Origin of the sequence: Bacillus sp. AFS041924 (assembly GCF_002577195.1) — a bacterium.
Lineage (GTDB): Bacteria > Bacillota > Bacilli > Bacillales > Bacillaceae_G > Gottfriedia.
The window spans coordinates 1-18,676 of record NZ_NULG01000023.1 but is presented as its reverse complement, the minus strand read 5'-3'; the positions used below and the strand labels follow the sequence as shown (position 1 = coordinate 18,676).

Below are 18,676 nucleotides of genomic sequence, written 5' to 3'. Positions count from 1 at the left end.
TTAGTTTTCAAAGATCATCTTATTTTTTTAACAACTTAATCAGTTTATCATTATCGACAAAATCTGTCAATAATTTTTTATCTGTTTTTTATTGTTTCGTTATCGCCATCAGCGACGTATATAAATATAACATCCCCTTGAAAAATGGTCAATAGCTTTTTTAATTTTTTTTATTTTTTTATACTAAGTAAATGCCAATCACACTTAACGCCACAATACCAGGAACACCCACTATACTTAAAAACGCGCAAGTAACAGCATTAATAGGAATATGAAAACTATTAGAAGCTAAAGCGTAGTTTAAGATAAACACGATCATGACACAGACAATTCCTCTTAGTACATACTTGCTAATCCTTTTTATAGCTTTAACTGGTAATCCCACTAACATTAAAAATAAGATCACAAACAATACAACTGAAATCGTAATAATACTATTCATCACAAAAAATCTCCCCTCATATAACTTGTACACCTTTTAATATAATTGTATGAGACGAGTATCTATTCAATGACTAAAAACATCCGTAAAAAAAGAGTCTATTGTCTAAACAATAAACTCTTTTAACTACTTCATTCTTGTTATCAATACATTTCTAGCCTTAGCTTCTTTTAATAAGAAGAAATATTTAGCTTGATAAAGCTTAACATGAATTCGCAAATCCTCTGGGGGATCCACACTTCTTTCCATTAATTCTACCTGACTTAAGTATATATCTTTATAGTCATGTAGTTTATCAACTAATTTCTCATCAAATTCTTTACGAAGCTTTCCTTTTTTTCGAAAAAACCCCATGGTCTCGCTCCATTAATCAATTTCTAAAGTTCTCTTCTACCTTCAAGAGCCTTTGAGAGTGTAACTTCATCTGCATATTCCAAATCTCCACCTACAGGTAGACCATGTGCAATTCGAGTAATTTTTATACCCGTAGATTTTAATAGCCTAGAAATATACATAGCAGTTGCTTCCCCCTCAATATTCGGGTTAGTAGCTAAAATAATTTCTTGAACTACATCATCTTTTAATCTGCTTAGTAATTCCATAATCTTAATATCTTCTGGTCCTACTCCCTCCATAGGAGAAATTGCTCCATGAAGTACATGGTATAAACCTTGATATTCTCTCATCTTTTCCATGGCAATAACATCTTTTGTATCTTGAACTACACAAATTGTAGAGCGATCTCTATGCTGATCACCGCATATGTAACAAGGGTCATGGTCAGTTATATGACCACATTCAGAACAGTAAAGTAATTTTCTTTTTGCATCAATCATAGATTTCGCGAAATCTAATACGTCATCTTGCTTCATGTCTAGCATAAAAAATGCCAGTCGTACGGCTGTCTTGGGACCAATCCCTGGCAACTTCATGAAACTATCTATTAGTTTGGATATCGGTTCAGGGTAATGCATCTGTCTTATCCCCTAAAATAATCCTGGAATATTCATTCCTTTAGTAAATTGCCCCATTGTTTTCGCTGTTTCATCTTCAATTTGCTTGATTGCATCGTTAGTTGCAGTTAAAACTAAATCTTGTAGCATCTCGATATCTTCTGGATCTACAACCTCTTCCTTAATATTAACTTCTACGATTTGTTTTAATCCATTAGCTGTTACAGTTACCATTCCACCGCCAGCTGTACCAACAAATGTACGCTCGTTTAATTCATTTTGAGCTTGCTCCATTTGTTTTTGCATTTTTTGCATTTGTTTCATCATATTATTCATATTGCCCATTCCGCCACGCATCATTTTCATTTCCTCCAATATAGTTATTCTTTGATAATGACTAAATCTTCACCAACAAGATTAATTGCCTCTTGTACAATTGGTGCAACCTCAGCTTCTGAAGTCTCTTTTTGTTTTGTTGTATTTAAAAATGAATCCCTAGTCGATCTCCAATCTTCTTCGGGAATTGCTAACATGCTCATTTCTACACCTAATAAATTTGATAAAGTTTGATTGATAGTCGTTAAATGCTCTTGCTCTCCATTATTATTGATTAAATCACAAATTGTCTCTGATTTAAAAGCAACAATACACTGTTCAGCTGAAGCAGCCACAACTTCACCATACGATACTAATGTGGCAGTAGAAACTTTATTTTGTTGTCTTAATTGATCTTGAAGTGATGTCCAAACTGCTAAAACCTTATTTTTTTCCGGTTTAGAAGCCGCTCTTAGAACACCTTGTATGACACTGCTTGGTATTTTTGAACGAGATGAAGTGGATTTTGGTTTAGTACTAAAAGTGGACTCATTTGTCCCACTAACTGTCACTCCATTTTCCTTTAAGTATTTGACCTCTTTTTCAAGTGCATTAATTTTATTAATTAATGGTGTCAGCTCGTCTTGTTTTTTTCCTACATTACTCACAGAAGATTTTTGACATAGCTGAACAATCGCAACCTCAAGTAAAACTCTCGGATGATTAGTCCATTTCATTTCTTGCTGACTTTTACTAAGCGAAGCGATAATCTGATAAACTAACTCATCATTGTATGCATCACATAGTTCTTTAAATTGTTCACTAACTGTTGCTCTCTCAAGCAATTCAACGGTACTTGGTGAGTGCCTATATAATAGAATATCTCGATAATAAACTGTTAAATCTTCTATAAATCGGACTGGATCTTTACCTTGGTTTAATAATTCTTCGATATTGGTCAAACAAACTGATACATTACCTTCTATTATTGCTGAAACAACGGATATTAAACGTTCTTGCGCTACCGTACCAGTTACGGCTAAAACGTCATCTAATGAAATCGAGTCATCACTATATGAAATGGCTTGATCAAGAATGCTTAACGCATCCCTCATTCCACCTTCAGCTGCACGAGATAACATCATCAAAGCTTCCGTTTCAATCGATGTTTCCTGATGATTCAGTACTACAGTTAATCGATCTGAAATAGTTTGAGCACTTATCTTATGAAAATCAAAACGTTGACATCTTGATAGAATTGTTAAAGGTATTTTATGTGGTTCAGTTGTAGCCAATATAAAGATAACGTGACTTGGAGGCTCCTCTAACGTTTTTAATAATGCGTTGAAAGCCCCTATCGATAACATATGGACCTCATCTATTATGTACACTTTAAATTTACCTACAGAAGGAGCATATTTTACTTTTTCTCGAATATCACGTATTTCATCTACACCATTATTCGATGCAGCATCGATCTCAATTACATCTGAAATTGATCCATCCGTAATTCCTTTACATATGGCACATTCATTACAAGGTTCATTAGTAGGTGCGTGCTCACAATTTAAAGCTTTTGCAAAGATTTTTGCTGTACTTGTTTTACCTGTTCCACGCGGACCTGTAAACAAATAAGCATGCGATACTTTTTGCTGAAGAAGGGAATTTTGTAACGTTCGTATAATATGATCTTGACCCACAACATCTTTAAATTGCTGTGGCCTCCACAAACGATATAATGCTTGATAAGTCAATTGGTTTCCTCCTTCTTACAAAGTCATCATTATTATACCCCATGGAATGATTTCTTGGAAAATATTTTAAAGAAAACAAAAAAACTCACTCATAATTGAGTGAGTTTTTATAAAGTTACTGCCGTGCACCACTCTTCGATGCACTACCCCAGGCGTTACTTAAACAGTTAGCTCGGCCCAGGCACCCCTACGGCACACGAGATGGCTCACTTATTGCTGCTTCCTTCCGGACCTGACAAGGTTCGTGAGTTCTCGTTGCGTAGGACCCAGACGTCAACACCACTTATTTAAGGCAGACCCTGAAATAGATACACCTCGGAGTGGAATTCAGTCTCGCTAGAGCGGATTGCGAGTACAGGGCACCGCTACCTCCCCACCTAGCACGGCAAAGTTAAAACCTAATTTTAACCGCTGATTGAAGCGGTAGTTAAAGTATATACGAACCTAAATAAAAAATCAATCCTTGTCCTCATGAAGGTAAATTTTTCTTTCTTAAACGTAATTCTCTAAAGAAATTCGTTAACAAATTACCACATTCTTCTTCCAATATACCTGGAATAACTTCGCATCGATGGTTAAACCGCTCTTCTTGTAATAGGTTGTAGATGGAACCACCGCAACCTGCCTTAAAATCTTTTGCACCATATATTACTCTTGGTATTCTTGATTGAATGATTGCACCTGCGCACATCGGACATGGCTCCAGTGTTACATATAGGGTTGTTTCCTCTAATCGCCAAGATCCAATTACTTTACAGGCTTCTTCTATTACACTTATTTCCGCATGACCTAAAGCCATTTGTTTTGTTTCACGCAAATTATAACCTCGTGCAATAACTTGATCATTGTGAACTAATACTGCACCAATAGGTACTTCTCCTATTTGCTCCGCTTTTAATGCTTCTTCTATTGCCAATTTCATATAAAACTCATCTTTATTCAACTTTTACACCTCTTTATTTCTTTAACAAACAAATATTCTTTTTATGAGTAGATAAACTAAACATAGATTGGAGTGAAGTCGATTGAATTCTTCAAATCAACAAAATAAGCAGTTGCCCGCATTATTAATTGTCGATTTAATCAACTCATTTACTTTTAAGCACGGAAAAGTACTTGCAGAAAAATCGATCCATATGATTTCTAAAATAAATTACTTAAGAGATCTTTTTAAAAATAAAAAACTTCCTACTATATATGTTAATGATCATTACAAAATAGAAAATCCTACTCCCGAAAAACTGATTAATCATTGTCTTAATCCATTAAGCTACGAGTTAATAAAACAAATACAACCTTGCGATGAAGATTACTTTATTTTTAAACCTAACTACTCCGGCTTTTATTTAACGAATCTTGATGACTTGCTTAAAAAATTAAAAATTACCCATTTAGTCATTGTTGGTGTTGCTGGAAATCGTTGTGTACTTTTCACTGCGAATGATGCGTTTATGCGGGATTATAACTTAATTATACCTCAGGATGCAATTTCCTCGGTTACTGATTACGACGAGAAGGTTGCAGTTTATATGATGAAGGACATTTTAAATGCTATAGTTATTCACACTCATGAGATTGAGAAAATAATCGATCGTTTACTTAACGACAATTGTAGGTAATTGGAAATTTTTTAAAATTGTATTCCCTCTGACTACAGTATGTTAAAATAGTTTCTGTATGTTTTTGATTATGATACGGAATTTGACTAGTAAGGAGGACAAGAGATGATACATGTACCTTTTATAACAGTAGAAGGACCAATAGGTGTCGGAAAAACATCTCTATCCAAAGCGATCTCTGAACATTTTCATTATGAACTATTAAAAGAAATTGTTGATGAAAATCCTTTTTTGGGTAAGTTTTATACGGACATTGAAGAATGGAGTTTCCAAACCGAAATGTTTTTCCTATGTAATCGATTTAAACAATTAGAAGATATAGATCGAATGTTTCTTAAAAAATCGATTCCAGTAGTTGCAGACTACCACATCCTTAAAAATCTAATATTTGCTAGCAGAACATTAAAAGACAAGCAGCATCACAAATATTTAAAAATATATCAAATTTTAACAGAAGATATGCCAAAGCCTAATGTGGTTATCTACTTAACGGCAAGTCTTGAGACTCTACAAAAGCGTATCCAATTACGTGGTAGAGAATTCGAACAATTGATCGAGGATCAGTACTTACTTCAATTAATTGAAGATTATGAGACACACATAAAAGAATTTCAAGCTAACCACCCTGAAATTCCAGTATTAAAATTTGATGGGGATCAAATAGACTTTGTTAATAATCCTAGAGATTTAACGATGATACTTGATTCGTTAGAAAACACCTTACAAAAGGAGCTAAGAAGTATATGAATTTACGCGAAAAATATGGAATACGAAATGATGCGGTGATTACAATTGCCGGGACAGTAGGTGTAGGAAAATCTACTATGACCAATGCACTAGCAGATGCATTAAACTTTCGTACATCATTTGAAAAAGTAGATACAAACCCATACCTAGATAAATTTTATCAAGATTTTGCTCGTTGGAGCTTTCATTTACAAATATACTTCTTAGCAGAGCGATTCAAAGAACAAAAGAGAATGTTTGAATATGGCGGTGGATTTATTCAAGACCGTTCAATCTATGAAGATACTGGAATCTTTGCGAAAATGCATTACGAAAAAGGCACAATGAGTGAAGTAGACTATGAAACATATACTAGTCTTTTTGATGCTATGGTTATGTCTCCTTATTTCCCAGCTCCTGATTTATTAATTTACTTAGAAGGTACTTTCGATGAAGTCGTTGAGCGAATTAAAGAGCGTGGTCGTCCAATGGAGCAACAAACTCCAGTCGAATATTGGAAAGAAATGAATTCACGTTATGAAAACTGGATTAATAACTTTAATGCTTGCCCTGTACTTCGTTTAAGTATTAGTGAGTACGATTTAATAAAAAACGAATCTTCAGTAGAAGAAATCGTTAAAAAGATTGGAAACGTACTAAACCATTCACAAAAATATATGAAATCTAGATAATACAGCGATAAACAAAAAGCTACGAACTTTAAAGGTTCGTAGCTTTTTTAAATAGACATTCAATTAATTTCATTTAGCTAAACAAACAAAAAACTCGTTACATAAATGTAACGAGTTTTAATATATATGCACTCTTTTAATTATAAAAATGGAGGAGTAAGAGGGATTCGAACCCCCGCGGGCTGTTACACCCCTGTCGGTTTTCAAGACCGATCCCTTCAGCCAGACTTGGGTATTACTCCGTTATTGACAAGATTTATAATAACATATGAAAAATAGATGGTCAAGTATTCTTCTAAAAAAAATTATTTTTTTAAAAAAAGTAAAAGTAACCTTTTTACAATCGATATTATGGTCATACCATTGCTAAAATATGCACTTTAATTAAGTAGAAAAAATATACAGAAAATTCATTTGTATTTATAATGGTACTACTATTTATATTCATTAGAAACTTTTAAGGAGAGAGAAATGTTTGAACTTATACCACTAATGTTGGAACGTGTTGGTATTCTTGTTATATTGGCCTTCTTACTTTCAAGAATGAAATCATTTCGACAAATCATTCAAAATGAGCATTCCTTTAGTGCAAAAATGATCTTAACTTTTATATTTGGAGCCTTTGGCATAATTAGTAACTACACGGGTGTTCATATTTATCATGAGTCAATTATGTCTCCATCGTGGCACTTTAACGTTGCTAATAATAACGCAATTGCAAATACAAGAATTATGGGGGTAGCGATTGGTGGACTAATTGGAGGTCCAATCGTTGGACTCGGTGTCGGCTTAATTGCAGGTTTACATCGCCTAACATTAGGAGGTTTTACTGCTTATGCCTGTGCCGTTTCTACAATCGTTGCAGGAATTGTCACAGGATTACTTAGAAAACGGTTCGGGATCCAAAAGAACACATCCCTTTGGAGTATCGTTTCAATCGGAATTTTTATGGAATGTGCTCAAATGGGAATCATTCTATTAATTGCAAAACCATTCAGTGCAGCTCTTCATCTTGTCGAAGTAATTGCATTGCCAATGATTCTAATAAATGGATTAGGTACACTTATCTTTATATTAATAATCCAGAATATTTTACAAGAAGAAGAAAAAACGAGGGCTCTACAAACAAATAAAGCTCTTTATATTGCACAACAAACACTACCATTTTTTAGACAAGGGCTAACTCCACATTCTAGTAGTGAAGCAGCTAGAATTATTTTTAAGTTAACTGAAGCTGATGCCATTTCGATTACCGATCATCAAAGAGTACTTGCTCATGTCGGTGCGGGAGCAGATCATCATGAACCAATGAATAGCTTAGCAACGAAACTAACTAAAAAGGCATTAGAAGAGGGAAATATAATTACTGCTACTTCAAAAGATGAGATTCAGTGCTGTCATCGTGATTGTCCTTTAAATGCAGCTATCGTTCTGCCATTAAAGGCCTTAAATAAAACGGTTGGATCATTAAAGTTATATTACACGGATGCTAGTAAGTTAGGGAAAGTTGAAAAAGAACTAGCTAACGGATTATCTAAACTTTTTTCTACTCAACTAGAATTAGCTGAAGCAGAACTTCAGCGAAAATTAGTAAAGGATGCTGAAATAAAAGCATTACAAGCTCAAGTGCATCCCCACTTCTTGTTTAACTCTTTAAACACAATTTCCAGCCTAATTAGAACGGATGCCAATCAAGCTAGAAAATTACTAATTCATTTAAGTACCTTTTTTCGAAATAACTTGCAAGGATCCAGGCAAACCCTAGTTACTTTAGAAAAAGAGCTAGAGCATGTAGAAGCATATTTAACCCTTGAGCAAACTAGGTTTCCTAATAAATTTTCTGTAGAGTTTCAAATAGAACCTCATTTAAAAATGGTTCAAATTCCTCCATTCACACTTCAACCACTTATTGAAAATTCTATTCGACATGCATTTTCGAAGGAAAATAAATTAAGTGTAATTGTACAAGCATACGAATTCAACAATGATATGATTCTCATCACTGAAGATAACGGCAAGGGGATACCGACACATCTAATAAGTACAATTGGAAACGAAACTATACAATCTAAAGAAGGAACTGGAACCGCATTATGGAATATAAAAAAACGAATTGAAGAAATTTATGGGGATAAAGAATATTTTCAAATACAATCAGAACTTAATATAGGAACGAAAGTATCTATACGAATCCCATTAAATCAAGAAAGAATGGAGGGGTAAAGAATGTTAAAGGCACTAATTGTAGATGATGAACCACTAGCGCGAGATGAACTAGCTTATTTACTAAAAAGAAGCAAGGCAGTTCAAATTATTGGTGAGGCGGATTCAATTAATAGTACGTTGGAATTCATTCAAACGAAAGAAGTTGACGTAGTATTTTTAGATATTCAGTTAGCGGATGAAAGTGGACTAGAATTAGCACAAAAACTACAGGATTTTAGCCATCAACCTGCTATCGTGTTTGCAACAGCTTTTGACGAGTACGCTTTAAACGCCTTCGAATTGTACGCGATTGATTACATTTTAAAGCCATTTGATGAAATAAGAATTCAAAAGACAGTTGAAAAGTTAACAAAACTTAGTTTGAAAACCATTAAACCTGAAGTGAAAAAGAATTCCCCACTATTAAAGCAAGACAAATTAGCTATATCAGTTGATGAGAGAATTCTTTTAATTACATTCGAAGAAGTTATTTATATTTTTACACAGGACGGTAAAACAAGTGTTGTTACTGATAAAATGACTTATCGGTTAAACGAACCTTTAATAAACTTAGAACGAAAGCTAAAAAACACATCATTTATCCGCATCCACCGGAGTTATATTGTAAATTTGGATAAGATCATTGAAATTCAGCCCTGGTTTAACTCTACATACAATTTAATTATGAGTGATGGTGAAAAAGTACCAGTTAGTCGCACATATATAAAGGAACTTAAACAACTATTTGATTTATAAGCTTGTATTTCATTTACCCATTCATGCTTTTCAACCTCCTTTTATTGCAACTTATAATGAAAATCAGAAGTTTTGATTTTCATAAAGTAAAATTAATTAAAAAAAGAAAATGGGGAGGCTAATAAATAAAATGAATGCGGTTACAATTGTTATTGCTTCTATGTGTATTTTAATGATTGCGTATCGTTTATACGGTACATTTATGGCTGTGAAGGTACTTAAATTAGATGATTCCAAACCAACTCCAGCACATGAGTTAAATGATGGTAAGGATTATGTTCCTACTAATAAATGGGTATCATTTGGTCACCATTTTGCTGCAATCGCAGCGGCTGGTCCTTTAGTTGGTCCAATTTTAGCCGCTCAATTTGGCTACCTTCCAGGATTATTATGGCTATTAATAGGTGCTGTAATTGGAGGAGCTGTACATGATGCAGTGGTTTTATATGCTTCAATGAGAAAGAAAGGAAAGACTCTATCGGAAGTAGCAAAAGAAGAACTTGGGCCAGTTGCAGGCTTCTGTACAGGATTGGCTATGCTTTTCATTATTACGATTACAATGGCTGGACTTTCAATGGTTGTTCTACATGCACTTGAAAACAACCCATGGGGAACTTTTGCGGTAGGCATCACAATACCAATCGCTATGGGTGTAGGACTATTTTATAAAAAAACTGGTAATTTAAAATTAGCTTCAACCATTGGCTTTATTTTATTAATGATTGGGGTCTTTATGGGACCAACGATTCAAGAAACTGCTATAGGTGATTTTTTAACATTTGATACGAGAACATTAGCTATTATTCTACCAATTTATGCGTTTTTTGCCGCTGCTCTACCAGTTTGGCTTTTATTAGCACCACGTGATTACTTAAGTAGTTTTATGAAAATTGGTGTATTTATCGCACTAATTATAGGTGTATTCATTATTAATCCCTCTATTCATTTCCCAACTGTAACTAAATTTGTTAACGGTGGTGGACCAATTTTAGCTGGTCCAGTTTGGCCTTTTATTTCGATTACAATCGCATGCGGAGCTATTTCAGGATTCCATGCATTTGTGGGGTCTGGTACAACACCAAAAATGCTAAATCGATGGAGCGATATAAAGGTGGTAGGCTTTGGTGCAATGTTAGTCGAATGTTTAGTAGGCATTATGGCTTTAATCGCTGCTACTGCACTTCAACCAGCAGATTATTTTGCGATTAACTCTACTCCGGAAGTCTTTAAAACTTTAGGAATGAATGTTGTTCATTTACCTGAACTTAGTAAGGAAATCGGGTTGAATTTAGAAGGACGGACTGGTGGGGCTGTAACATTAGCAGTTGGTATGACATACATATTCACATCAATCCCTTGGTTTAGCCATCTAGCTTCTTATTTCTTTCAGTTCGTTATTATGTTTGAGGCTGTATTTATATTAACCGCAATTGATGCTGGAACTCGAGTGGCACGATATTTGATTCAAGATTTCTTTGGAGAATATTATAAACCATTGAAGAAAACGGATTGGATACCGGGTTCAATTTTTGCTAGTGCGTTAGCATGCTTTATGTGGGGATACCTTTTATTTTCAGGAGATATCGGATCAATTTGGGCCTTATTTGGGGTATCTAATCAATTAATGGCTTCAATAGGATTAATTATTGGCGCAACCGTACTCTTAAAAATCGCTGATAAACGGTGGTATATGCTTACGTGTTTGATTCCTCTAGCTTATCTATTTATCACTGTAAATTACGCAGGGTACTGGATGATTAAAAATGTTTATCTAAATCATGACGCAGCTGGTTATAGTGTACTAAATGGAGTTTTATCGATTATTATGCTTATCTTAGGTGTCATAATTTTAATTTCTGCTATTAAAAAATGGATGGAATTGTGGAACACTCCTGATTATGAAATTAATACAAAAGCCGTTTAAATAAAAAGCAGATGTGCCTGAAAACTAGTTCTTGCACCATCTGCTTTTTTAATTATTTAATTACTTCTTTTCCACCCATATATGGACGAAGAACTTCAGGAATAATAACTGATCCATCTGCTTGTTGGTAGTTTTCTAAAATTGCAGAAACTGTACGTCCAATTGCAAGACCAGAACCATTTAATGTATGAACAAATTCTGGTTTTCCTTTTGGATCACGTCGGAAGCGAATATTAGCTCGTCTTGCTTGGAATGCCTCAAAATTACTGCAAGAAGAAATTTCTTTGTATGCATCATAGCTTGGTAACCAAACTTCAATATCATATGTTTTTGCAGAAGAAAATCCGATATCTCCAGCACATAATGTAATTACACGATATGGTAATTCTAATAATTGAAGAACTTTTTCAGCTTGAGCTGTTAATTTTTCTAATTCAATATAAGAATCTTCAGGCTTTACAAAACGTACTAGTTCGACTTTATTAAATTGGTGCTGACGAATTAGACCTCTTGTATCACGACCAGCAGAACCTGCTTCAGAGCGGAAACAAGCACTATATGCAGTATAAGCAATCGGTAATTGAGTACCATCAAGAATCTCATCACGGTGATAGTTCGTAACAGGAACCTCTGCTGTTGGTACTAAGAAGAAATCCTCTTTTTCAATACGGAATGCGTCTTCTTCAAATTTTGGTAATTGTCCTGTACCGATCATACTAGCACGATTTACAAGGTTTGGAGGTAATACTTCTGTATAACCATGCTCTTCAGTATGAAGATCTAACATGAAACTGATAAGAGCACGTTCAAGTCTAGCTCCTAAGCCTTTATAAAAAGTAAAACGGCTACCAGTAACTTTAGCTCCACGTTCGAAATCTAAAATATCTAAATCAACACCTAAATCCCAGTGCGCCTTTGGCTCGAAATCAAATTTACGAACTTCACCTATTCTACGAATTTCAACATTATCGTCCTCTGTTAATCCAACAGGCACTGAATCACTAACTAAGTTTGGAATCGTAAATAGAATTGCATCTAATTGCTCTTCTAATGTTCTAATCTCTTCATCAAGAGCTTTAATTTTGTCCCCTACTTCTCTCATTTCGACAATTAGTGCCTCAGCGTCTTTTTTCTCACGTTTTAGTACACTAATTTCTTGGCTAACTTCATTACGTCGGCTTTTTAATCCTTCAACCTGAACAAGTAATTCTCTACGGTTTAAATCTAAATCTTCAATTTTCTCGATATAACTTATGTCTCCACCACGTAACTGAAGCTTTGCTTTAACCTCTTCAAAATTGCTACGTAACAATTTAATATCTAACATATTTCATTCCTCCTATTCTTTTTGTCTAAAGGATAAAAATAAATACAAAAAAGCCCTCATCCCATAAAAGGGACGAGAGCTACCCGCGTTGCCACCCTAATTGAAGAATTAATAAATAATCCTTCCACCTTAGTATAGTTAACGGACTATAGTACCGGAGTTACTTACTAGCTATTAAAGCATTCCGTAACTCGCTCAAGAATGGATTCACAAGTCTTCATTATCGGTTTACACCAACCACCGACTCTCTAAAAATTTAGAACTTGCTACTATTTTCTTTCATCGCTTTAGACAATTTAAATTATATAATAATTTACTATAAGCTTTTACTTTTTTCAATAGTTACATACTTAAATTTGCATTTTTTTCCTTAACCATCTCAACAAAGTAACTCATAAAACGGTAATCGGTCGTTAATTCTGGATGGAAAGATGCTGCTAACATGTGGTTTTGTCTAACTGCCACAATATTACCATCATGCTCTGCAATAACCTCTGCATCCCCTGATACTGAACGAATAAAAGGTGCTCTGATAAATACAGCTGGGTAATCTTCACATACGCCTTTAATTGGGATGTTTACTTCAAAGCTATCCACTTGTCTACCAAAAGCATTACGTTCAGCTACCATATCCATAACACCTAGATGTACCGTGTTATCATTTGCAATCTCTTTCGAAAGTAAGATCATGCCCGCACATGTACCGAATGCTGGTAAACCATTTTCGATTTTCTCTTTTAAAGGTTGTAATAACCCGATATGATCAAGCAATCTACGCATCGCAGTACTTTCTCCACCAGGTAATACAATACCATCAAGTCCATCTATATGTTCTACACGTTTTACGATAACAGCTTCAGCACCACATGCTTTAATTGCATTTATATGTTCTTGAACTGCACCTTGTAACGCTAATACACCTATTTTCATCATTTCACCAACTTAAATGCTACGGTCTTGCATACGATCAGCAGCAGCAAGTTGTCTCATGTCGATACCTTTCATAGCAGGTCCTAAGTTTTTAGAAAGGTTAGCGATTAATTCATAATCTTGATAGTGAGTAGTAGCTTGTACAATTGCACGAGCAAATTTCTCAGGGTTTTCTGATTTAAAGATACCAGAACCTACGAATACTCCGTCAGCTCCTAATTCCATCATTAAAGCTGCGTCTGCAGGAGTTGCTACTCCACCAGCTGCAAAGTTAACAACAGGTAAACGACCAAGTTCTTTAATTTGAAGTAATAATTCGAATGGAGCGCCAAGGTTTTTAGCTTCAACCATTAATTCATCACGAGATAATCCAACAACTTTACGGATTTCACCATTAATTTGGCGTAAGTGACGTACTGCTTCTACAATGTTTCCAGTACCAGGCTCACCTTTAGTACGTAACATAGATGCACCTTCTCCAATACGACGAAGTGCTTCACCTAAGTTACGGCAACCACAAACGAATGGAACAGTGTAATCTGATTTGTTAATGTGGAAAATATCATCTGCAGGAGATAATACTTCACTCTCATCGATGTAATCTACTCCCATTGCTTCTAAAACACGAGCTTCAACGATATGTCCAATACGCGCTTTAGCCATTACAGGAATACTAACAGCATTAAGAATTTCCTCAGTAATACTTGTATCAGCCATACGAGCTACTCCACCAGCTGCACGGATATCAGATGGTACCTTTTCTAATGCCATTACTGCTACTGCACCAGCAGCTTCAGCTATTTTAGCTTGTTCAGCATTTACTACGTCCATAATTACGCCGCCTTTTTGCATTTCTGCCATGCCGCGTTTTACACGTTCTGTTCCTGTTAAATTCATTGTTATGCCCCTCCATTATTAAAGCTTACTTGGTAACATTTTTAGTATTTCTCTTCCCCTAGTTAAAGTTACCTTACTTTTATTTTACTGAAAAAATGACAACTTAACAATTACTGATATATTAATATAAAAATTATTTAAATAAACCACCGATTCCACTTACGATACTATCCCATAAGTTACCGAAAAAAGCTCCAATTCCTCTAAAAGATAAAACTAACCAATTTGCTTTATCAACGCTTTTATCAGCCACTAAATCAAATGACTGTTTATTAGTATTGATAAATCCTAAATCATCATTCTTGGAAGATTTAACTACAATCTGTCCAACTTTTGTTCCTTTTTTAATTGGAGCTAAAATATTACCATCTTTATCAATTGACTTACCTGATAATTGGATCGATGCTTTATAATTTTTAGCCTCGCCACGTTTAATAGCAAAAGTAACATCGTCTTTTGCAACCACTTTTACTTCTTTATCTTTACCCTTAATTACTTCAACTGTTTTATTACCTTTTACTGCTTGACCTTTTGATACTAGTGTAACACTTTCGAAGTTACCGAATCCATAATCCATTAATTTAGCTGTTTCAGTAAATCTTGAGTTATAAGAATTTGCCCCCATTACAACTGTAATGTAACGCTGACCATCTCTATTAGCAGTTCCTGCGAAACAAAAACCAGCTGAATCTGTAGAACCTGTTTTTAATCCATCCATACCTTTGTACTGAAATACTAAACCTGGTAACATCCAATTCCAATTATCCATTTTCACTGGATATTTTCCACCTTCTTGGAATATTTTCTTTGGAATTGAAGAAGTTTGAAGTACTTCAGGATATGACTTAATTAAATAATAAGCTAATTTCGCAACACCATTTGCTGACAAAATATTTTCATCAGTAAGGGAAGTTCCCTCTGGTTGCATACCTTGTAAGTCTTTATTTACTAAACCAGTAGCATTAACAAATTTAACGTCACCTAGATCTAGTTGCTTTGCTTTTTCGTTCATTAATTGGACGAAATTTTTCTCAGAACCACCAATTTTTTCTGCAAGTGCGATTGTAGCACCATTTGCTGAATAAATAGCAGCTGCTTCATATAGTTCTTTTACTGTATATTGTCCACCTAATTCAAGTGGTACATTTGATAATCCTGTGTTTTGAGAGATTTTATGAGCATATTCAGAGACTGTTACTTTCTCGTCCCAAGAAATTTTGCCAGTTTTTATCGCTTCATTAACAAGATATTCTGTCATCATTTTCGTCATACTTGCAATCGGTAATGGGGCTTTCGAATTTTTTTCATATAATATTTTCCCTGAATTTGCATCAACTAAAATCGCAGCTTTAGCTTTAATGTCTAAAACATCCTCTGCTGCAGCTGGTCGCAAATTCATTGGGATAATGATCGTTATCGCTAAAGCTATTACTATTAATTTTGTTAGTAGTTTCTTTCCAATCACTTTCTTACCTCCAACCTTTTTTCTCACTTGTTCATTTTAACACAATTATTTCCCAAAAAATAGGCAACTACAATTTCTTGTAATTGCCCTAGTTACATTGCTTAAATTATTATAGTGAGTAATTTGGTGCTTCTTTTGTAATATGCACATCGTGTGGATGACTTTCACGTAATCCTGCACCTGACATACGAATAAACTGTGCGTTATCTCTTAATTCATTAAGTGTAGCAGTACCACAGTAACCCATACCAGCTCTAATTCCACCGATTAATTGGTGAACTGTATCGGCTAGTGGGCCTTTATATGGAACACGTCCTTCGATACCTTCAGGAACTAGTTTTTTATTACCTTCTTGGAAGTAACGATCTTTACTTCCTCTTTCCATTGCTCCAACAGAACCCATACCACGGTAAACTTTAAATTGTCTACCTTGGAAGATTTCTGTTTCACCAGGACTTTCTTGAACGCCAGCGAACATACTTCCTAGCATAACTACATGTCCACCAGCTGCAAGAGCTTTTACGATATCTCCAGAATACTTAATACCACCATCGGCGATTATAGGTACCCCGTATTCTCTAGCAACAGATGCGCAATCATAAACTGCTGTTAGTTGAGGAACGCCTACTCCAGCAACAACTCGAGTAGTACAGATAGAACCAGGGCCAATACCAACTTTTACGATATCCGCGCCAGCTTCAATAAGTTCCTTAGTTGCTTGACCTGTTGCAACATTACCAGCAATTATCGCTAGTTCTGGGAACTTACTTCTAATTTCTTTTACTTTATCAATAACACCTTTAGAGTGACCGTGTGCTGTATCAATTACGATTACGTCAACATTCGCTTTAACTAAAAACTCGACTCTTTGTAGTGCATCTTTCGTTACTCCTACTGCTGCACCTACAAGTAAACGACCTTGTTGGTCTTTCGCTGAGTTTGGGAACTCAATTACTTTTTCAATGTCCTTAATCGTAATTAAGCCTTTTAAAGTACCATCTTCATCAACTAGGGGTAGCTTTTCAATTTTATGTTTTTGAAGAATTTTTTCTGCTTCTGCAAGTGTAGTTCCAACAGGAGCAGTTACTAGATTTTCTTTTGTCATAACATCTGAAATAACAATTGAATAATCTTGAATAAAGCGTAAATCACGATTTGTTAAAATACCTACTAATTTTCTATTTTCTGTATCATTTACGATTGGTACACCTGAAATACGATATTTGCCCATTAAATATTCAGCGTCTGCTACTTTATGAGATGGTGTTAAAAAGAATGGATCATCAATTACACCACTTTCAGAACGCTTAACTTTATCTACCTGTTCGGCTTGCTCTTCAATTGACATGTTTTTGTGGATGATACCAAGACCACCTTGTCTAGCCATTGCAATAGCCATATCTGCTTCTGTAACTGTATCCATCCCTGCACTGATTAATGGGATATTTAATTGAATCTTTTCAGTTAATCTTACACTTACATCAACTTGATTTGGAAGTACCTCAGATTTCGCTGGAACTAGTAATACATCATCAAAAGTAAGTCCTTCTTTTACGAATTTAGATTCCCACATAAAAAAGCCCCCCTATTACACGTATAAATATTATTAGTAGATTAACAATAGGATAAAACACTGTCAAGGAAGTCAAATTATGTTTAAATATTCAGTTAATAAGGAGTCCCTCTCTTATGTTATATTCGTATAATAATGTATGGGATGAGCTATGTTATTTTAGCTCTGCACAATATTCTAAAAACTATCTTCAAACAAAATATGAACGTTCTAATTCCAAAGAACAAAAAAAGAAAGCCTTTCATAATGCTTATCCGTTTTTGTATTATATTGAGCATGGGAAAAGTTATTTTCATGCGGCTCAAAATTCTCAAATCAATGTAAAACCTACTTTACTATTTTACGGACTAGTACAATTGCTGAAGGCATGTATCCTTACAGTAGATCCAGATTATCCGAGTACTACTGCAATCTTAGCTCATGGTGTTACATCAAGAAAAATTAAAAAAGTAGGATACTCGTTTATTGAAGACGAAGTCAAGATACAAAAAAACGGATTATTTACTCATGCTTCTAAAGTATTATTTAATATCAATAATTTAGAAGGCGAAAAATTTACAATGCTTCAGCTTTTACAATCAGTACCTGAATTAAATAAAATTCTTAAAATAACTAAAAAAGGTAATCTATTCCTACCAATTATAGTTGAAAATGACGTGATCACTGTTCCAGAACAAATTTTATCTTCATATCATTTTACTTCAGAACGTTTTATTTCATTTCTTCAATCTAAACAAGCTTCATTAGATATTGTAATTGTAGAACAGAATCAAAAGCAAATTAAGATTAAGTCAAATTTACCTGATAAAATTTTAAATAAAGCACCATTTTATTTTAATTTATCAAACCAAAGTTATTTTTTAAAATCCCAAAAGGAAGCACTTTTATTACTACCTGAAATTTTATACCATTATCTTCTTCTTTATAATTTAAGTATGATTTGTCGATATGAAACCGATTGGTGGTGTGAGCTTTTACAAACGTATTCTACTGATGATTATCCTTTAATTCATCAATTTTTAACAACTACCGAGCAAAAAATTCCTTATTTAGTTCATCATTTTTTAACTATATAACGACAAAAAAACATCAGCCAAA

General features: G+C 34.4%; 18 protein-coding genes, 1 tRNA gene, 1 other RNA gene and 1 other annotated feature. Of the genes, 7 read left to right on the top strand and 13 right to left on the bottom strand.

What is annotated here, in order from left to right; genetic code table 11:
* Positions 1-178: 178 nt before the first annotated feature.
* From COC46_RS08375 to tadA, 7 genes are all read right to left on the bottom strand, one after another.
* The gene (locus tag COC46_RS08375; RefSeq protein WP_255294851.1) at positions 179-442 is read right to left on the bottom strand and encodes a pro-sigmaK processing inhibitor BofA family protein; all 264 of its coding nucleotides are present in this window, start codon (positions 440-442) and stop codon (positions 179-181) included.
* Positions 443-568: 126 nt separating this feature from the next.
* Positions 569-796 (bottom strand): YaaL family protein, encoded by a 228-nt coding sequence (locus COC46_RS08370; protein WP_098809281.1) that lies wholly within the window; start codon positions 794-796, stop codon positions 569-571.
* A gap of 23 nt (positions 797-819) precedes the next feature.
* A complete protein-coding gene (gene recR, locus COC46_RS08365) occupies positions 820-1,416 on the bottom strand; it encodes a recombination mediator RecR (RefSeq protein WP_098809280.1) in 597 nt (198 codons plus the stop codon).
* Between the two features lie 12 nt (positions 1,417-1,428).
* Positions 1,429-1,755, bottom strand: coding sequence for a YbaB/EbfC family nucleoid-associated protein (locus COC46_RS08360; protein ID WP_176545100.1), 327 nt, complete (start codon positions 1,753-1,755; stop codon positions 1,429-1,431).
* 20 nt (positions 1,756-1,775) lie between these two features.
* Positions 1,776-3,464: a DNA polymerase III subunit gamma/tau gene (dnaX, locus tag COC46_RS08355; RefSeq protein ID WP_098809279.1), complete on the bottom strand. Its 1,689-nt coding sequence runs from the start codon at positions 3,462-3,464 to the stop codon at positions 1,776-1,778.
* 121 nt (positions 3,465-3,585) lie between these two features.
* An RNA gene (gene ffs, locus COC46_RS08350) (signal recognition particle sRNA large type) lies at positions 3,586-3,850 on the bottom strand.
* An 83-nt stretch (positions 3,851-3,933) separates the two neighbouring features.
* Entirely contained in the window at positions 3,934-4,407 is a 474-nt protein-coding gene (tadA, locus tag COC46_RS08345) for a tRNA adenosine(34) deaminase TadA (RefSeq protein WP_098809278.1), read from the bottom strand.
* A gap of 82 nt (positions 4,408-4,489) precedes the next feature.
* Here tadA and COC46_RS08340 point away from each other — a divergent pair, with 82 nt between their 5' ends.
* The 3 genes from COC46_RS08340 to COC46_RS08330 all read left to right on the top strand — a co-directional run bounded on the left by COC46_RS08340 (position 4,490) and on the right by COC46_RS08330 (position 6,501).
* Entirely contained in the window at positions 4,490-5,083 is a 594-nt protein-coding gene (locus tag COC46_RS08340) for a cysteine hydrolase family protein (RefSeq protein ID WP_098809277.1), read from the top strand.
* A gap of 105 nt (positions 5,084-5,188) precedes the next feature.
* Complete coding sequence (locus COC46_RS08335; RefSeq protein ID WP_098809276.1) at positions 5,189-5,830, top strand: deoxynucleoside kinase; 642 nt, start codon at positions 5,189-5,191, stop codon at positions 5,828-5,830.
* The gene (locus tag COC46_RS08330; RefSeq protein ID WP_098809275.1) at positions 5,827-6,501 is read left to right on the top strand and encodes a deoxynucleoside kinase; all 675 of its coding nucleotides are present in this window, start codon (positions 5,827-5,829) and stop codon (positions 6,499-6,501) included. Before COC46_RS08335 ends, COC46_RS08330 begins: the two co-directional genes overlap by 4 nt.
* Before the next feature lie 149 nt (positions 6,502-6,650).
* On the opposite strand, the gene COC46_RS08325 is transcribed toward COC46_RS08330, so the two are convergent.
* Positions 6,651-6,743 (bottom strand) — tRNA-Ser (locus tag COC46_RS08325).
* Between the two features lie 229 nt (positions 6,744-6,972).
* Between COC46_RS08325 and COC46_RS08320 the strand changes: the two genes are divergently transcribed.
* The 3 genes from COC46_RS08320 (at position 6,973) to cstA (ending at position 11,386) form a co-directional block, all read left to right on the top strand.
* Entirely contained in the window at positions 6,973-8,724 is a 1,752-nt protein-coding gene (locus COC46_RS08320) for a sensor histidine kinase (RefSeq protein ID WP_098809274.1), read from the top strand.
* A 3-nt stretch (positions 8,725-8,727) separates the two neighbouring features.
* The gene (locus COC46_RS08315) at positions 8,728-9,462 is read left to right on the top strand and encodes a LytR/AlgR family response regulator transcription factor (RefSeq protein WP_098809273.1); all 735 of its coding nucleotides are present in this window, start codon (positions 8,728-8,730) and stop codon (positions 9,460-9,462) included.
* A gap of 130 nt (positions 9,463-9,592) precedes the next feature.
* On the top strand, positions 9,593-11,386 hold the full coding sequence (gene cstA, locus COC46_RS08310; RefSeq protein ID WP_098809272.1) for a carbon starvation protein CstA: 1,794 nt from the start codon (positions 9,593-9,595) through the stop codon (positions 11,384-11,386).
* A gap of 52 nt (positions 11,387-11,438) precedes the next feature.
* On the opposite strand, the gene serS is transcribed toward cstA, so the two are convergent.
* The 5 genes from serS to guaB form a co-directional block, all read right to left on the bottom strand.
* On the bottom strand, positions 11,439-12,713 hold the full coding sequence (serS, locus tag COC46_RS08305) for a serine--tRNA ligase (protein WP_098809271.1): 1,275 nt from the start codon (positions 12,711-12,713) through the stop codon (positions 11,439-11,441).
* A gap of 65 nt (positions 12,714-12,778) precedes the next feature.
* Positions 12,779-13,005, bottom strand: a binding site (T-box leader).
* Between the two features lie 50 nt (positions 13,006-13,055).
* The gene (gene pdxT, locus COC46_RS08300; protein ID WP_098809270.1) at positions 13,056-13,646 is read right to left on the bottom strand and encodes a pyridoxal 5'-phosphate synthase glutaminase subunit PdxT; all 591 of its coding nucleotides are present in this window, start codon (positions 13,644-13,646) and stop codon (positions 13,056-13,058) included.
* Between the two features lie 9 nt (positions 13,647-13,655).
* Positions 13,656-14,540, bottom strand: a complete 885-nt coding sequence (gene pdxS, locus COC46_RS08295; RefSeq protein ID WP_056471238.1) for a pyridoxal 5'-phosphate synthase lyase subunit PdxS — start codon at positions 14,538-14,540, stop codon at positions 13,656-13,658.
* Positions 14,541-14,673: 133 nt separating this feature from the next.
* The gene (locus tag COC46_RS08290) at positions 14,674-16,002 is read right to left on the bottom strand and encodes a D-alanyl-D-alanine carboxypeptidase family protein (protein WP_369700035.1); all 1,329 of its coding nucleotides are present in this window, start codon (positions 16,000-16,002) and stop codon (positions 14,674-14,676) included.
* Between the two features lie 112 nt (positions 16,003-16,114).
* A complete protein-coding gene (gene guaB, locus COC46_RS08285; RefSeq protein WP_098809269.1) occupies positions 16,115-17,578 on the bottom strand; it encodes an IMP dehydrogenase in 1,464 nt (487 codons plus the stop codon).
* Between the two features lie 116 nt (positions 17,579-17,694).
* On the opposite strand from guaB, the gene COC46_RS08280 reads away from it, so the two are divergent.
* The gene (locus COC46_RS08280) at positions 17,695-18,654 is read left to right on the top strand and encodes a YaaC family protein (RefSeq protein ID WP_098809268.1); all 960 of its coding nucleotides are present in this window, start codon (positions 17,695-17,697) and stop codon (positions 18,652-18,654) included.
* Positions 18,655-18,676 lie beyond the last annotated feature (22 nt).

What these genes read in the sequence shown, in the direction of transcription:
- COC46_RS08320 (WP_098809274.1), top strand. Translation starts at nt 6,973, where the DNA reads ATGTTTGAACTTATACCACTAATGTTGGAACGTGTTGGTATTCTTGTT.
- guaB (WP_098809269.1), bottom strand. Translation starts at nt 17,578, where the DNA reads ATGTGGGAATCTAAATTCGTAAAAGAAGGACTTACTTTTGATGATGTA.
- pdxS (WP_056471238.1), bottom strand. Translation starts at nt 14,540, where the DNA reads ATGAATTTAACAGGAACAGAACGTGTAAAACGCGGCATGGCAGAAATG.
- COC46_RS08360 (WP_176545100.1), bottom strand. Translation starts at nt 1,755, where the DNA reads ATGATGCGTGGCGGAATGGGCAATATGAATAATATGATGAAACAAATG.
- COC46_RS08330 (WP_098809275.1), top strand. Translation starts at nt 5,827, where the DNA reads ATGAATTTACGCGAAAAATATGGAATACGAAATGATGCGGTGATTACA.
- COC46_RS08370 (WP_098809281.1), bottom strand. Translation starts at nt 796, where the DNA reads ATGGGGTTTTTTCGAAAAAAAGGAAAGCTTCGTAAAGAATTTGATGAG.
- COC46_RS08335 (WP_098809276.1), top strand. Translation starts at nt 5,189, where the DNA reads ATGATACATGTACCTTTTATAACAGTAGAAGGACCAATAGGTGTCGGA.
- pdxT (WP_098809270.1), bottom strand. Translation starts at nt 13,646, where the DNA reads ATGATGAAAATAGGTGTATTAGCGTTACAAGGTGCAGTTCAAGAACAT.
- COC46_RS08280 (WP_098809268.1), top strand. Translation starts at nt 17,695, where the DNA reads ATGTTATATTCGTATAATAATGTATGGGATGAGCTATGTTATTTTAGC.
- recR (WP_098809280.1), bottom strand. Translation starts at nt 1,416, where the DNA reads ATGCATTACCCTGAACCGATATCCAAACTAATAGATAGTTTCATGAAG.
- COC46_RS08375 (WP_255294851.1), bottom strand. Translation starts at nt 442, where the DNA reads ATGAATAGTATTATTACGATTTCAGTTGTATTGTTTGTGATCTTATTT.
- COC46_RS08315 (WP_098809273.1), top strand. Translation starts at nt 8,728, where the DNA reads ATGTTAAAGGCACTAATTGTAGATGATGAACCACTAGCGCGAGATGAA.
- serS (WP_098809271.1), bottom strand. Translation starts at nt 12,713, where the DNA reads ATGTTAGATATTAAATTGTTACGTAGCAATTTTGAAGAGGTTAAAGCA.
- cstA (WP_098809272.1), top strand. Translation starts at nt 9,593, where the DNA reads ATGAATGCGGTTACAATTGTTATTGCTTCTATGTGTATTTTAATGATT.